At 41.2% G+C, this 15844-nt stretch carries 16 protein-coding genes and 1 tRNA gene; 14 read left to right on the plus strand and 3 right to left on the minus strand.

What is annotated here, in order from left to right; all coding sequences use genetic code 11:
* Positions 1-68 precede the first annotated feature (68 nt).
* Positions 69-1019, minus strand: a complete 951-nt coding sequence (locus GPL15_RS23300) for an alpha/beta fold hydrolase (RefSeq protein WP_215701077.1) — start codon at positions 1017-1019, stop codon at positions 69-71.
* A 328-nt stretch (positions 1020-1347) separates the two neighbouring features.
* Between GPL15_RS23300 and GPL15_RS23305 the strand changes: the two genes are divergently transcribed.
* Genes GPL15_RS23305 through GPL15_RS23315 form a run of 3 tightly spaced genes read left to right on the plus strand, consistent with a single transcriptional unit; the run spans position 1348 to position 3577 of the window.
* Complete coding sequence (locus GPL15_RS23305) at positions 1348-2118, plus strand: AAA family ATPase (protein ID WP_215701078.1); 771 nt, start codon at positions 1348-1350, stop codon at positions 2116-2118.
* Entirely contained in the window at positions 2118-3053 is a 936-nt protein-coding gene (locus GPL15_RS23310) for a ParB/RepB/Spo0J family partition protein (RefSeq protein ID WP_215701114.1), read from the plus strand. The genes GPL15_RS23305 and GPL15_RS23310 overlap by 1 nt, the downstream gene beginning before the upstream one ends.
* 35 nt (positions 3054-3088) lie before the next feature.
* Positions 3089-3577, plus strand: coding sequence for a DUF4446 family protein (locus GPL15_RS23315; RefSeq protein ID WP_346345031.1), 489 nt, complete (start codon positions 3089-3091; stop codon positions 3575-3577).
* Positions 3578-3759: 182 nt separating this feature from the next.
* Here the strand turns inward: GPL15_RS23315 and GPL15_RS23320 are convergent, their stop codons facing one another.
* Positions 3760-4344: a biotin transporter BioY gene (locus GPL15_RS23320; RefSeq protein WP_215701080.1), complete on the minus strand. Its 585-nt coding sequence runs from the start codon at positions 4342-4344 to the stop codon at positions 3760-3762.
* A gap of 278 nt (positions 4345-4622) precedes the next feature.
* On the opposite strand from GPL15_RS23320, the gene gdhA reads away from it, so the two are divergent.
* The 3 genes from gdhA (at position 4623) to GPL15_RS23335 (ending at position 7033) form a co-directional block, all read left to right on the plus strand.
* On the plus strand, positions 4623-5957 hold the full coding sequence (gdhA, locus tag GPL15_RS23325) for an NADP-specific glutamate dehydrogenase (protein WP_215701081.1): 1335 nt from the start codon (positions 4623-4625) through the stop codon (positions 5955-5957).
* A gap of 96 nt (positions 5958-6053) precedes the next feature.
* On the plus strand, positions 6054-6941 hold the full coding sequence (locus GPL15_RS23330) for a DUF3881 family protein (RefSeq protein WP_215701082.1): 888 nt from the start codon (positions 6054-6056) through the stop codon (positions 6939-6941).
* Between the two features lie 18 nt (positions 6942-6959).
* Positions 6960-7033, plus strand: a tRNA-Arg gene (locus GPL15_RS23335).
* Between the two features lie 167 nt (positions 7034-7200).
* Here the strand turns inward: GPL15_RS23335 and GPL15_RS23340 are convergent.
* Complete coding sequence (locus tag GPL15_RS23340) at positions 7201-7824, minus strand: HD domain-containing protein (protein WP_252198590.1); 624 nt, start codon at positions 7822-7824, stop codon at positions 7201-7203.
* A gap of 568 nt (positions 7825-8392) precedes the next feature.
* On the opposite strand from GPL15_RS23340, the gene GPL15_RS23345 reads away from it, so the two are divergent.
* From GPL15_RS23345 to GPL15_RS23380, 8 genes are all read left to right on the plus strand, one after another.
* Positions 8393-9016, plus strand: a complete 624-nt coding sequence (locus GPL15_RS23345; protein ID WP_215701084.1) for a DUF4317 family protein — start codon at positions 8393-8395, stop codon at positions 9014-9016.
* Complete coding sequence (locus GPL15_RS23350) at positions 9017-9538, plus strand: GNAT family N-acetyltransferase (RefSeq protein ID WP_215701085.1); 522 nt, start codon at positions 9017-9019, stop codon at positions 9536-9538.
* A gap of 300 nt (positions 9539-9838) precedes the next feature.
* Positions 9839-10972: a hypothetical protein gene (locus GPL15_RS23355; protein WP_215701086.1), complete on the plus strand. Its 1134-nt coding sequence runs from the start codon at positions 9839-9841 to the stop codon at positions 10970-10972.
* Between the two features lie 37 nt (positions 10973-11009).
* Positions 11010-12131 carry a hypothetical protein gene (locus tag GPL15_RS23360; protein ID WP_215701087.1) on the plus strand — a complete coding sequence of 374 codons (1122 nt, stop codon included), beginning with the start codon at positions 11010-11012 and terminating at the stop codon, positions 12129-12131.
* A gap of 49 nt (positions 12132-12180) precedes the next feature.
* Positions 12181-12675 carry a hypothetical protein gene (locus tag GPL15_RS23365; RefSeq protein WP_215701088.1) on the plus strand — a complete coding sequence of 165 codons (495 nt, stop codon included), beginning with the start codon at positions 12181-12183 and terminating at the stop codon, positions 12673-12675.
* 18 nt (positions 12676-12693) lie between these two features.
* Entirely contained in the window at positions 12694-14010 is a 1317-nt protein-coding gene (locus GPL15_RS23370; protein ID WP_215701089.1) for a hypothetical protein, read from the plus strand.
* A 106-nt stretch (positions 14011-14116) separates the two neighbouring features.
* Positions 14117-15022 (plus strand): hypothetical protein, encoded by a 906-nt coding sequence (locus GPL15_RS23375; protein WP_215701090.1) that lies wholly within the window; start codon positions 14117-14119, stop codon positions 15020-15022.
* Positions 15003-15842, plus strand: a complete 840-nt coding sequence (locus GPL15_RS23380) for a hypothetical protein (protein WP_215701091.1) — start codon at positions 15003-15005, stop codon at positions 15840-15842. The genes GPL15_RS23375 and GPL15_RS23380 overlap by 20 nt, the downstream gene beginning before the upstream one ends.
* Positions 15843-15844 lie beyond the last annotated feature (2 nt).

Consider the following 15844-nt stretch of genomic DNA (forward strand, 5'->3'; position numbering starts at 1 on the left):
TAATGCCCGTTTTATTAATTATAAAAGTTCTATATATAAAAGTTCTATATATAAAACTTTTATGATCTCTAAGCAAAATACATATTAATTACTTTTAAAACCTCTGAAGGATTTTCCAAATGGGGAAGTAACTTTGTATTAGAAATCACTGACGATTCTATAGCAGGATTATAATCTTTATACTCTCTGATAATATCATTCATATGATCTGTTTCAGATCCGCCTAATATATAGATGCTATTATCAATCTTTTTTAATGCATTGATGATATTACATTTTGTGTAATAACATATGACGCTGGCAAATATTGATTTTGGTGAATCCCCTAAATGAGCCGCTTCATAATATGCATCGATATAGGAATTCTTAACAGAGTATGGATTAAAAAAATAGTTTACTGCAAATTCTTTCTTTAATGCCTCCTTGCTATTGGCGATATTGTAGATCAGGCTTCCTAATATAGGAAGATCCAAAAATGCTTTGTAAAACTTAGAATATCTTCCGGGTATATGGCTGCATGTGGATAAATCTTCAGGATTAATTAAAAGCAATTGATTAAATAATTCAGGACTGTTGTTGCATGCCATCACGACTATGGAAGAGGACGCCCCAGTAGCTATAATATCGGTTCTATGGCCAATTTCCGATTTGATAAACTCGGATAAGAGCTGTACAAATAAATAATTGGTGTAAGTTAAATATGGTTTTTCTGACCTTCCACAGCCCAGCAAATCTATAGTATAGACAGTGAAACTATCTGATAATTTATTGACTAAAAGATTCCATTCAAAACCACTGGAGGCAGAAGTTAAGTCATGAACCAGTAAAAGCGGTTTTCCTGAACCTACTTTTGTGTAGTGAATATTTCCTAAACGCCATTTGTAACAACGAGATTCTGCTTCGGATAAAACATTCTTTGAAGCAGCGGAGAGTGTAATACATTTATTTAAAAGAGCAGTGCCTGCGGCCGCTCCTGAAGATACAATTAATAATGTTAAAAGTTTATTTCTGGCTCTCAATTGGCAACCTCCTATAAGGAATTCTAACTGTTATTATAGTATAATATCAAAGTATATACAACGCAAAACATATTAAATTATTCTTAAACTTAGACTTGCGGACATAAAATTCATAGGCCGCTATGTAGTAGTTTTTTATAATAAACCCTTTGATAATGGATAAAAATGTTTCACGTGAAACATTTCTTATAAAATAAACGATCTTTTTCATTGATAGGCATAGGAAAAAAAAGTGAAATGTGATATACTTCTATTTGTGATTTTATGTAAAATGAGCATATACTGGCTTATTGAAATCTGACTAGCATCTGTTAAGAAAGGAAATATTATGGGACGTATTATAGCGATCGCAAACCAAAAGGGCGGTGTTGGAAAAACAACAACTGCAATAAATCTTTCTTCTTGTCTAGCAGAAGCAGGACAGAAAGTACTGACAGTAGATTTTGATCCACAGGGGAATGCTACCAGTGGTCTTGGATTGGAGAAGGAACAGATAGATAAAACTGTCTATGAGTTATTAATCGGCGATTGTAAAATGGACCAATGCCTGATTAAGGATGTACAGGAAAATCTGGATGTTTTGCCATCTAATGTAAATCTTGCTGGTGCAGAGATTGAACTGCTTGAAATGGATGACAAAGAAAAATTGTTAAAAAAATACCTGACAAAAATATCAAAAAACTATGACTTCATTATTATAGACTGTCCGCCATCATTAAGTCTATTGACAATAAATGCTTTAACGGCTGCCAATACTGTATTAGTGCCCATTCAATGTGAATATTATGCATTGGAAGGATTAAGCCAGGTACTAAAAACCGTAAATCTGGTACAAAAAAAATTAAATCCGAAATTAGAGATGGAAGGCGTTGTATTTACCATGTATGATGCCCGGACAAACCTTTCTTTAGAAGTAGTCGAAAATGTTAAGAGTAATTTAAATCAAAATATCTATAAAACGATAATTCCTAGAAATGTAAGGCTGGCGGAAGCACCCAGCCATGGAATGCCGATTAATTTGTATGATACCAGGTCCACAGGAGCGGAGAGCTACCGCCTGTTGGCTGCGGAAGTAATAAGCAGAGGAGAAGATTTGTGATGTCGAAGAGAAGCGGATTGGGGAAGGGATTAGGCGCTTTATTTGGAGAAGATCTGATGGAGCAGCAGCCGGTTTCCCAGCAAACAACCACAAGAGAAAGAAAAACTGACACAAAAACTGTTCAAAAAAAGGAAGAGGAAGCAGTTGGAAGAGAACTGACTGTAAAAATAACAGCAATTGAACCAAACAGCCAGCAGCCAAGAAAAGACTTCAATCAGGAACTTTTGCAGGAATTGGCGGATTCCATTAAACAATATGGAGTGTTACAGCCTTTATTAGTACAGAAAAAGGGTAATTTATATGAATTAATTGCTGGTGAAAGGCGATGGAGAGCCGCAAAGCTGGCAGGATTAAAAGAAGTGCCTGTGGTTATCCGTGAATATACAAAACAGCAAAGTATGGAAATCGCGTTAATAGAAAATGTACAGCGTGAAGATCTGAACCCGATTGAGGAAGCACAGGCCTATCAGCAGTTAATGGAAGAATTTGGGTTAAAACAGGAAGAAATAGCAGCCCGGGTTGCCAAAAGCAGGACGGCGGTAACAAACAGCATGAGGCTTTTGAAATTAGATCAAAGAGTACAGAAAATGCTGACTGAAGGTGTTATCAGCAGCGGACATGCCAGAGCACTACTTTCTTTAGAGGATAAGGAGCAGCAGTACGTAATTGCTGAGAAGATAGTGGTGGGCAGGTTGAGCGTCCGGGAAGTGGAAAAATTGGTAAAATTACTGACGAAACCCAAAAAGGAAAAAGTTCAGGAGCCGGAAAAGGATTTGAGCTTCATCTATAATGATTTGGAAGACAGAATGAAGCAAATTATGGGAACAAAAGTAATTATTAATAAAAAAGACAAAAATAAGGGAAGAATAGAGATAGAATATTATTCAGAAGCCGAACTGGAAAGAATAGTAGAGTTAATTGAATCTATCAGATAATGGTGTGGAAGTGAGGACATAAGATGGAAAACAGTATGCTAAACAGTTGGCCCATAGATCCAGCTTATATTTTTATCGGATTAGCAGCGGTATCATTGATATCACTGATTATTGCAATAAGCTGCCTTGTGCGGATGAAACGTCTATATAGAAGATATGATATGTTTATGAGAGGTAAAGACGCAGAATCTTTAGAAGATATTATATACGACCAGGTAGAGGAAATCAAACGGTTAAGGGCAGAGGACCGGGCTAATAAGGATGCGATCCGTACAATTAATAAGAGCGTAAAAGGAGCATATCAAAAGTTTGGCGTAGTGAGGTATAATGCATTTAAAGGGATGGGAGGAAATTTAAGTTTTGCTTACGCAATGCTGGATTCCAACAATACAGGATTTATATTGAATACGGTTCATAGCAGGGAAGGCTGTTATCTATATATAAAAACAGTGGTAAAAGGCGAGACGGAAGTATTGCTGGGAAATGAAGAGAAGGAGGCTTTGGAACAGGCTTTGGGGTATTAGAGGAATTTATGAGTAGTTGAAAAATAGAAGAGAAGATAGTGAAATGCCGCCAGTAAGCCGCCAGTAAAAACGCGGTGGGTGCATCAGAAAATCAAAATATTTTCTGATGCACCCACCGCGTTTTACTTTTATTGTTTCCAAATTATAGTTTTTACCAAATTATCCTTAATTATATTGCTGCCTTATTTTATATACCCGGACAAAACTAAAGGCTTTCTGATCCTGTTACCCAAAAAAACTGCAGCAATAGTAATTAAAATGTCTTTTGGTATAAAGGCGACCATGGAATATGTAAATACTGCTGAGATTGACATATTACCGGATAAAAAACTCCACTGCAGACCGCCTATGATCTCAACAGCAGCCAGTCCAATCATGGATAATATAATAGTAAGAATTAAATGATTGAGTTTTGACAGGTGATTTAAACGAATTCCACATAAACCGGATAAAATCGGCCATGCTATAATATAGCCGCCGGTGATTCCGGTTAGTACATCTAAACCACCTCTGAAACTGGAAAAAACGGGAAGGCCGATTGCTCCTATAAATATATAGACTAAAGTTGCTAAAACACCTAGTTTCCAACCCAGAACTACACCCACAAGAGCTACACCAAAGACCTGAATTGTGATGGGCATGCCCGATGGCATAGGAATGGATATCTGTGAAATTACCGTGAGAATGGCGGCGAACATGCCGACAAGGACAATGTCCTTTGTGGCTATTTTATTAGAAGAAACAGGAGCGGATTTAGTTGTATTCATGGGAAATAAGTCCTTTCATTTATTTGTTAATATAATATCATGAGGAAATAATAATGTCAACTTATAATTATATAATAGTTAACAATAGAAAAGAACCTGATGAAATCATAAAAAAAGCACGAAAAAAAGTGAAAAAGAAGGTTTAAAAAGTATTATATGCTTCTTGACTTTAATACGCTGAATTGCTATAATTTTTCCAATAGCCTCACAGGTGGTAACTATACTTTGGCTAGCAAAGGTATGTAGAATAAGTTGATTTACAAGGAGGAAGAAAAATCATGTCATATGTTGATGAAATCTATGAGAGAGTAGTTGCGCAGAATCCTGGAGAGAACGAGTTCCACCAGGCTGTAAAAGAAGTTTTGGATTCATTAAGATTAGTTATTGATGCAAATGAAGAAAAATACCGCAGTTTAGGTGTATTGGAAAGATTTGTAGAGCCGGAAAGAATCATTTCTTTCAGAGTTCCGTGGGTTGATGACAGCGGAAAAGTGCAGATCAACAAAGGATACCGTGTACAGTTTAACAGCGCAATCGGACCTTACAAGGGCGGCCTTCGTTTCCATCCATCTGTAAATCAGAGTATTTTAAAATTTCTCGGTTTTGAGCAGACATTGAAAAATTCTTTGACAGGGCTTCCGATCGGAGGCGGTAAAGGCGGATCAAATTTTGATCCTAAGGGAAAATCAGACAGAGAAGTTATGGCATTCTGCCAGAGTTTTATGACAGAACTGTATAGACATATCGGACCTGATGTGGACTGCCCGGCCGGAGATATCGGTGTCGGCGGAAGAGAGGTCGGATATATGTACGGACAGTATAAGAGGATTACAGGCCATTATGAAGGCGTATTGACCGGTAAGGGATTGACATTTGGCGGTTCTCTGGTGCGTACTCAGGCGACAGGTTATGGTTTGATCTATATTCTGGATGAGATGCTGAAGAATAACGGAAAAGAGCTGGCAGGTAAAACAGTTGTTGTATCCGGTTCAGGAAATGTAGCCATTTATGCAGTGGAAAAAGCTCAGGAATTAGGCGCAAAGGTTGTGGCTATGAACGATTCCAACGGATATGTTTATGATAAAGACGGCATTAAACTGGATGTGGTAAAAGAAATTAAAGAAGTCCGCCGCGGACGTATTAAAGAGTATGCGGAGGAAGTTCCAACAGCCGTTTATACAGAAGGAAAAGGCATCTGGACCATTCCTTGCGACATCGCTCTTCCATGTGCAACCCAGAATGAGCTGAATTTGGACGATGCCAAAGCATTAAAGGCAAACGGATGCTTCGCAGTTGCAGAAGGCGCCAATATGCCTTCTACCATTGAAGCAACAAATTATTTTGTTGAAAATGGAATCCTGTTCATGCCTGGTAAAGCTGCCAATGCAGGCGGTGTTGCTACATCAGCTCTGGAGCAGACACAGAACAGCCAGAGACTGAGCTGGTCGTTTGAAGAAGTTGATTCCAAGTTAAAGAGCATTATGGTTGATATTTTTGATAAGTCAGCGGATGCGGCAAAACGTTACGGAGTTGAAGGAAATTATGTGGCAGGCGCCAATATTGCCGGATTTGAAAAAGTTGTCAATGCTATGATGGCGCAGGGTATTGTATAATTCCTGATTATAGTATATAATGGCAAGAGAAATGAGACGGGGAAGTTTCTTCTTCGTCTCATATTTATCCCATTTTATAAGTAAGAAGGTGAAACAATGCATAAGTTTTTGCGGTCTGTTGGTTTCAGCATGTACCAGAAGAGAAAAGAAATTGAAAATTTACTTCAGGAACTGGCAGAGAACGGAGAGGATGTTAAACGGCTCCGGATAGAAAAGGATACGGAACTGGTCAGAATCCGGGCGGAAGCAGCTCCAGGTATGGGAGTGGCGATCTGCGGAGTAGAAGAGGACGGAAAGTTCAAAGCGGAGTATTATTATCCTTATCTGTCCAGTACGGATGTTTCGTCTGTGTCCGACTGCTCCATTCAGAGGCACGCGGAAAAGGAAACTTATGCAGGTTTATTGGATGAATATAAGGTTGGAATCTCCTTGATTTTCTATATTGACAACGCGATGGAGTATCAGGAGAGGAAAATTAGAAAAGAAATTGAAGAGGTTTCGTCTGCATGCTTGACGGGACTGTCAGTTAGTGGTAAAATTCTCTTGCCGGTTCAAAAAACTGCGAATCAGATTGAGAAGGCAAAAGTGGCGTCCAAGAACCGGAACAGCCTGTTGGAAGCTGCTAAGAATGGCGATGAAGATGCCATGGAAACTCTGACAATCGAAGATATCGATTTGTATTCTCAGATTTCCAGAAGAATCATGAAAGAAGATATTTATTCTATCATTGATTCATGTTTTATGCCATGCGGAATTGAGTGCGACCAGTATTCCGTGATCGGAGAGATCACACACATTGAAACGAAGAAGAACCGCTTTACGGAGGAGGAAGTCTATGACCTCACTCTGGACTGCAATGATCTGGTATTTCATGTGGGAATCCGCAAGGATGATTTAAAAGGGGAACCTATGGTGGGCCGCCGTTTTAAGGGCCAGATATGGATGCAGGGGACTGTTAATTTTAAGAAACCTGAGGACATATAACTTAATAGATAGGTTTACGTTTCTGTAGCTCAGCAGGATAGAGCGTCCGCCTCCTAAGCGGAAGGCCAGCGGTTCGAATCCGCTCAGGAACGCTATTAGAAATGCTGGAATCCTTAATTTTTTTAAAGGTTTCCAGCATTTTTTCATTTTCTGCTAATATGTTTGACTTTCCAGCAGCAAGATATTTTTGCTAATAAGGTTTTAAGCTCATATTGGCGTTCACCAGTCCTGTACATGGAATCCGGTTATAGGTTAAAAGTTAAGTGGCTTTCCTATCAGGAGAGAATTGTCCTGAATCCGTTATGCAGGATTTGCCGTTTTTAATCCATTTTAATGATAAATCATTCAGTTCTTCAATCATTCGTTTATCCCCGCATTCAAAGGCCAGGGGTAAGAACCAGGCAAGCGTTTCATCTGCCTTCTCCTTTTGTTCCTCTGAACTCATAAATTCTACTGTCCTCATATTGTGGAGACGTTCTGCCAATTTGATAAGAAGAACCTGATGGGACTCAACCGGTTTTTTCGCGTCAAAAGAAACGGCTTTTGAAATCAGATCTCCGGCTTTTTCTCCAAGGGCATTATATAAACTTTCTTTGCTTACGTTGGTTTTGGCCAGCGCATCGCAGAACATTCCGGCTATGATTGTACTTGTTTCCGCTTCCATCTGCGCCAGAAGAATTGCCGTATTTAGCGGGTGGGTTACATAATCGTCTCCGGAGTAACGCTTCAGACCTTCGTAGGTGCGGCAGGCCAGATGATATGCACGGTCCATTTCTTTTTTCTGGAATGGAAGATGGTTATCATTCATGATGTTCAGTATGGTCTGGTATAATTCTTCTTTTGTCTCATGAACTTCTGTTTCTTTGAGAAATATATGTTTCATCCAATTACCTCCTATTTGTATACTCCATGCTTTAAGGAGAACCGGCGGAAAGCCAAATTGTTTCAAAAATGCTTTGGAAAATCCATTATGGGTTTGATAGCCGCAATTCAAGGCTGCGTCCAGAATACTGCTCCCATTAAGAATTTGTCTGGATGCCCGGATCATTCTTCGGTGCTTTACGTACTCCATGACCGGCATTCCTGATGATTCACGGAAGAGACGTGAGAAATGATACTGGGAATACCCGAATTCCGCTGCAATTGCCGCCAGATTCAGGGATTCCTGGTCCAAATTTTCCTCAATATATTTCATACACTGTATCAGGATGGCTTCCATGCTGTTTCACCTCTTTTCTTAATTCCACGTGGTAGATTTATCATAACCTTTATGTGAGCTTTTTTCTATTCCAATCCTGCTTTTTTATCCGGCTGGGCGGTATTTTTTAAATTAGGATTCCATTAGAGGCGGGATGCGGTTATAATACGTTCATAAGGAAATGAATGGAATGGCCGCTTTTACGGAAAAGGGTATAAAACCTTATAAATAGAAGAAAGGAATTGATAATATCATGATAAATAGAGAGGATATGCTGGAGCTGACCAGGCGGATGACGCCTGCCCGGTCTTCCATTGGGCGGATTGCAGGCTGTTATGTAGATAAAGACGGAGATTTTGACGGGAGTTTTAATACGAATTTTCTTAAATTATCGTCGTCAGAGAGGACAAAGCAGTTAAAGACAGCTAAAACGATTCTTTTTTCGGATACCAATGTGAAGTTAAAGAAGTACGAATTGACCCCGGAGATGAGAAAACCGGGCAGTATGTGGCAGCTTCTCATGGCCATGAATGAATGCGGATTGAAAAATGACGCTCTGCTGGATACATTTTACGACATTGTGATGGAGAAATACCCTGCGGGGCGGGAGTATGGGATTCTGGTATACCACGGCCGTTATGATATTCCTGCGAAGGCCTCTGATAAGGAACGGTTGTGGGAATCGGAAGAGGTGTATGAATATATGATCTGCGCCATCTGTCCGCTGGCCGGGGAGTATGAGCCGGGGGAACCGGAATGCGGATTTTTGTTCCCTGCATTTACAGACAGGAGCGGGGATTTGAACCATATTAATGTATTTCAGAAGGATGAAAAATGGCCCCATAAGGAGCTGTTGGAAATTCTGGGGCTGAATTAAATGATGGAGACGAAGGATCTTATACTTGGAAAAGCGAAATTCGAGGATTGGGAAACCCTGTACCGCAATGTCTGGTCCAGGCCGGAGACGGCCCGGTATATGCAGTGGCGGGTGACAAAGAGCGAAGAAGAGGCCAGAGAGCGGATGCATAAAACCATCAGCTATCAGAAAAACCATGATACATATCTGGTCTATGATAAAAAGACGGGACAGGCCATTGGATTTGCCGGAGTGGAGGAAATGGGGCCGCAGATTTATCAGGACGCCAGTATCGCATTGGGGCCGGAATATGTGGGCAAAGGATATGGAAAACAGGTGCTGGAACGGTTGTTAGAGTACTGCGCCGATTCATTGTGGGCAAATGAATTCTATTACTCCACGCGGGCTGAGAATACCGCTTCGAAAGCCCTGGCAGTCTCTTGCGGCTTTTCTTACCGGTATTCGGAACAGAAAACAGATATGCGGAGTGGGGAAACTTATGAGCTGGAAGTTTACAGCAGGAAACTTTCAGCGAGGAAATGAAAATGAGGGGCTGAGTTGATTAACTGGACCGGCGGCAGGTTTTTTGCCGCCGGTTTTTAAATGACCATGTTTTATGAAAAGTTATGTTTTATGAAAAGTTATGTTTTATGAAAAGCTATGTTTTATCAAAGCCATGTTACTTTGAAAGACCACATTTCTTTATATGCGCCATTTTCTATCCGGTTACATTTTTTTGAAAAAATCATAAAAAACTATTGCATTTTAATTACTACTGTAGTATATTAATTATAACAACAAAAACAACTGCTTCATCTCATATAGCCAGGGGGAATTTTAATTATGAAGGTAAATAGAAAAGAGCGCAGTATCATAAAGGAATATTCAGACAGGATAAAGGTTCTGTCAAATCCTGATTTGGGAATGCGGGAGAATTTGTTGAATCTGTATAAAAACAGTTGTCCAGATGCTTCAGAAGAGGAGGCCGGAGAGGCTGTAGATCATATTTTATGCGGAATTCTTGATTTTAATGAGGGTGTCAGCGCATTTGTACAGAATGGAACGGAGGCTGTGCTGGATGTGATTGAAAGGCAGACCGGGGAAAAAAGCAATGAGGAAAGATATACTACCTATTGTAATATTACTGTAGCAATTAAGACTATGGACCAGAAAGTCTTCAGTGAATTGATGGGATCAGAAAAATTTCATATGGAAGAAGCTCTGGAAAACCTTTTTTACTCCCATATGGAATGCGGGGGGAATGTTACGGAAGAGATGGTTGAGGAAGCAAAGCAGATGATGATATCCGCATTGGAGAGTTCCGTAATTTCCTTAAATGATATTGAAGGACTGAAAAATATTCCTGAAGATATGGCAGAGGAATACATACGGGAGTTCGCTGTGGAAGAATGGTCTCTGGAAGAGAGAAAAGCTTATTTGTCACTGGCGGCTTATCTGGCTTATCGGGATGGAAAGATTTTTGCAGATGTGGATGAAGCCCAGGCGGCGGTAAGTCCTTATTACTGGGCAGTATCAATTGCCGCAGATTTGGAGGCTGAGAAAGCCGTTCATAACGCGTTGAAAGGCAATACTACCTGGGAAAACGCCATGAAGGTTATCAAGGCAGTGGGCTGCATAGCCTTATCGCTCGCTTTGTGCATTGTAGATACCGGTCTGTTGCTGCTGACTTTAGGACTTATGTTTACAACGGCCAGTGTATTTTCTTTCTTTGCCATAGGGTTGCTGGGATATGGGCTGATGTTTGGCTTCATTTATTTAGAACTCTTATTAGAGGACGGTTATACAGCCAGTTGTGAATTTGTTAAAAAATACGTTGAAGATAATTATGAGAAAATTCAGGACGGCATTCAGAATGTATGCCAATTTATAAAAAATAAAGTAATGGCCGGTTATCTGATCGTAACTGGAAGAACTAGCAGCAGTATTTCAATGAAACCACAGGCTGGTACGAAATAAAACGGCCGGCCAACTATTAAAAATGGAGGGATTAGTTATGACAATCAACAGAAAAGAACGCGGCATTTTAAAAGAGTATTCAGACAAACTGAAAACCATGGTGAACCCGGATTCCGGTGTACGGGAGAATTTATTAAATATGTATATGGACCGTTACCCGGATGTTACGGAGAATGAAGCAGAGGAAATTATTGACAATATTTTAAAGGGAATTTCAGACTTTGACCAGGGCCTCAGCGCTTATACACAGAACGGATTAGAGGCTGTTCTCGAAAAAATTGAGCAGGATCAGGAAGAAAAAAGTCCGGCGGAGCGTTATGCGGCTTACTGTAATATGACCTTAGCCATAAAGACTATGGATCAGAGGGTATTGAGTTCTCTTCTGGGACCGGATAAATTCCAGGCTGATAATGCATTAGAGGAACTGTTTGGTACAGGTGTAGACTGCGAGACTATAGTTACAGTCGAGATGGTTGAGGAAGCGAGAGAGCAGATGATTTCCGCCCTGGAAAGCTCCGTTATTTCCTTAAATGACATCGAACGGCTGAAGAACCTGCCGGAAGACAGCGCAGAAGAGTATATCCGTGAATTTGCTGTGGAAGGCTGGTCTTTGGAAGAGAGAAAAGCATATTTGTCCCTGGCGGCTTATCTTGCATATCAGGATGGAAAACTTTTGCCGGAGGAAGAAGAGGAAGCAGATCCTTACCTGTGGGCGGTAGCAGTTGCGGCCAGTGTGGAAACTGAAAAAACCATTCACGATGCGCTGAAAGGAAATATCGCATGGGAGGCAGCAGCATTTACATTAAAGGCAATCGGATGCGTGGCGCTTACAATCGGAGTTTGTGCGCTTACAATTTATTCCCTGCTTCTGTATCTGGCAATCCTGTTTACCACAAGCAGTTTAATCGGCACGCTGCTGGTAGGAACCATCGGCTTATATATCCTCTGCTTCTTCTGTGATGCTGTAGTAGATACGATTGGCCTTTACTGGAAAGGTTTTGACCATGTTAAGGCATTTGTCGAAAATAATTACGGTGTTGTACTGGAAGGAATTCAGAAGGCATACGAGTTTATTAAAAGCAGAGTAACCGCCGGATATCTCTATGTGAAAAATGCTGTTAACAACTCCATTTCCAATAGATCTCATGTTACCGTATAAGGTGATGGGATAAAAACGATGAGTTTATTGCAGATGGAAGGAAAAGGTTATGAATAAAAAGTATACGGTAACACAGGCAATCGATTTTTTAAACAACAGATTTTCAGGATACGCGCCTAAAAATGAGGAAACATTACGGCGCGCCATCCGAAGCGGGAAATTGAAAGCAGAAATCCGGAGAGGCAAAGAGGGAAGTTTAATTGATGAGGAAGATCTTTTAACATATGGACGAAGTTACGCATTAAGGCTGCAGATTTCCAATACGGATTTTGCGGCGGCGAAGGCAGGAGGGACTCAACTGGAAACAGGAGAGTCCCCCAAACGCTTTGTTGAGATGGTAAAAGAGGTTCAGGAAAACAGGACTTTGGATTTTACGGAATATAAGATACGGCTGATGGAAGAGAGAAGCAGATGGGCGTCTAAGGAAGGCAGACTGAGGGCGGAGATTCAAAATCTGCAGATCGAGCTGGATGAATGCCGGATGGAGCTGGATTTATTCGAAAAAGAGATATCTGCCGGAGAATACTATACTGCGGATAAGTGATAAGGGGGAAATTAATCTATGGATTTACAGGGGATAAAGATATCGAATATGACGAAATTCCGTCAGTATTTTACTTTGCAGGAAACCGTTATGAATCTGCGGCAGTTTTTACGTGACTTTTCACCGGATTATATCTTTTATGAAGATGAAAAAGATAAGGAACTCTATCAATTGATCAGTTATTGTGAGCAGTGGAGAAAAATTGCTGGTGAGGAAGGCGGATTTTTCTCACTGGATCATTTGGATGAAATGCCTGTGATCTCATGGAAGGCACAGGCCATAGGAGAAAACGGCGCGGACAGCGCGCCGGAGCATACAATCAAATTGAATTTCCAGAAGGCGGAAGAGCTGGAAAAGATGGAACCGCTTAAAAGGGGCGGTAAAAAGCCGGTGATGCCCATTGTTCTGGTTGCTCTATGTGAGCTGGCCCATTGTCCCTGCCGGGCGGAAGAATTAGAAGAATGTTCTCCTTCGGTAAAATCTGTGTATGAAGGGATACATGAGACGGACGGACAGGCGCAGAAACCAATACCTCCCCAGACCAATGAAGACGTGTTTGAAACAGATCAGGGAATTATTATCAGCCCGGCTATGGAGCATTTTTCACTGCGCCGGTGGAAACCTTCAGAAGATGAAAGGGGACTGACCATCAGGACGAAGAGGCTGATCCGTGAATCCTACAGCAGTTACTCAGGCTGTACGGAGTTAAATCTGGTGGATGAGGAAGGAAGGGGAGTGCCCGGATCAGCCATATCCCTGGAACATGAGATATACGCTAATTTTATCGGCGACAGGGTGGTGGAATTTCTTCCTTCGGAGAGCCGGTGCGGCGCATACAGGATTTATAAGACCTGGGATAAGAACGGAAAGGCTTTGCTGGAGCGGGATAAGAATGATAAAAAACAGAATACATATCAGGATATTACCGGAGAACTGGGGCGGATGAGCAGTTTTGCGGCAGCGGAAGACGGCGGATTTGTTGGAATTTCAGATGGAAGACTATTGAGCTACACGAGCATGGTGAATCTTCCGTCCATGACAGAGGAGACTCCGGTGAGCATATGCAGTAAAAACGGCCTCTATGCCATTTTGACGGACCGGGGAAATGTAGTGAGTAATTTTTCCTTTAACGGCAGCAGAATCTGCATGATCTGCATGGATAATTACGGATATCTGTATGCGTTGGGGAGAAATGGAAGAGTATTTACCAATTATCCTAAAAATGCTTCTATTGTTTCCTGTGAAAATATTTCATGGATAGGGTTTGACGGCTCCGGCAGGACGCTGATCCTGAAAAATGAGTATAATGAAGAGACGAGAATAGACGTTCTGTAAGAAACCAAAAGGCGGAAATGGAATAAAAGCAGAATAGAGGTGCTTGTGTATAATGAAAAAAGATAATATCAGGAAAGATAGTATCAGGAAAAGGGAAGGTGGGCGGATGGATAATTTTAGTGTTGTGATCAGGCTGTTTGCCGCGCTGGCAGTTGTTGGAACAGCAGGCGCTGTTGTAATGTATTTTTTGAACAAGAACAGTGGTAAGAAAAAAGAAGAGGAGACAACTTCAAACGTAACTGTGCCCTCTCCGGTTCGCAAAACTGTTTTCACACGGGAGGACTGCTGGAAAAAATATAAGCAGGCTGCCTATGAAAAAAAATTCACACAATGCTGTAAGAACGTATTTACTGAAACTTCCATACTGTTTTACCTGGAAAAACTTATGACTGCCGCCCATTATGGATTAGTGAACTCAGGATGGGAAAAAGAGAAGGAGATGATTTCTTATTATATTAATGATGGGCTTGACGGCGCGCTGCGTTACCGGATGAAAGATGAAAAAGGCGGTTACGGAGGCCCGTCTCCACAGAATTTTAAACCGGATGTGGATGAAGAAACCTATTATTACCAGAGGGGAATGGATCGTGATCCAAAAGGAAATTCCCAGGCGTTCCAGGCAGAATATGAGAGGCTGGAAGAGGAGATAAAACATCACCTGAAAGATAAGAATACGGTATTCTACAGGAACCTGTGGCGCAGGTTCCAGCCCGATTTGAAAGAACTTTTAGAATTTGGAAAACGGCTGGCGTATAATACGGATGACGGCAAAAAAATGGAACAGGAATTCTGCCGGATGATGGACGGGATACGAAAAAATATGAAAGAACTGGGCATTGCCTTTATTTACGATGATGAAGCTGATAAAAACCAGTTGAAGGAATATTTTCAGACTGGGGAAAGAGATGAAAAGGAAACGGCTGTGGTAAGGGTGTCGGATCATTATATTTATTATCTTGGAAAAACAGATATTCAGATGGGGGAGGGACCGGATGAAGAAGAAGAAAATTGATTTAATAAATAATCTGTTTCCTGCTGGAACAATGCCTTCCCTGGCAGAAACGTCTGAGAACAGACCCGACGATCAGGATCTCAATATGGAGAAGTTTTTTACACAGGCAAGGGTGAAATCCAATGAGATTTATGTGGATCTGGAGGAGCTTTACAGAGCCTGCCGTCAGTTTGCGGAATCTAAGAGAGATTATACAGCGCTGATTAGAAAATGCTTTACGGCGGAAGGAAATGGAATTCTGTATTCCGTTCAGCAGTTGGGCGGGTGCTGTTTTGAGGGCAATCTGTTCCGCGGGGAAGAAGACCGCTGTGAGATGATCCGTTATTTTGCCGGCAATATTCTGGAACAGGCGGACAGGATAAATGCCGGAAGCCAGGAAAGGCCGCAGGGTGCGGAGGGATTTGCAGCTCTTGAAAAAAAAGGAACCAATAAAACTGTTTTAATGAACTATTTAAATGGCATCCATGAAGGCGTCAGCCTGCTGAAAGAGGAGTTATTAAGCAGGCCGGACGCGTCGGCCCAGTTTTATGAGAGGCTGTGGAATATTACCGGGATGCACCTGGCTGATTTGAAAGAACTTCTCACGGTCGGTGATGAGGACCTCCGTGAACAGGTAAAAGGGTGGTTTGAACGGATGTGCGCCCTTCTGCACCGGTGCAAAATAGAAGTTATTTTCTATGAGAACGCATCTGATGAAGAACGGAAGAGATGGTTTGGGGTTAAGGAAGAAATTCAAAATATACCGGCAGTGGTTCGTACAAAATGCGAAATTGACGAATATATATACTTTTACGGAAGCTGGTTTAAAACGGAGGAATAGTG

Origin of the sequence: Clostridium sp. MCC353, from assembly GCF_018785315.1 — a bacterium.
Taxonomy (GTDB): Bacteria; Bacillota; Clostridia; order Lachnospirales; family Lachnospiraceae; genus CHH4-2.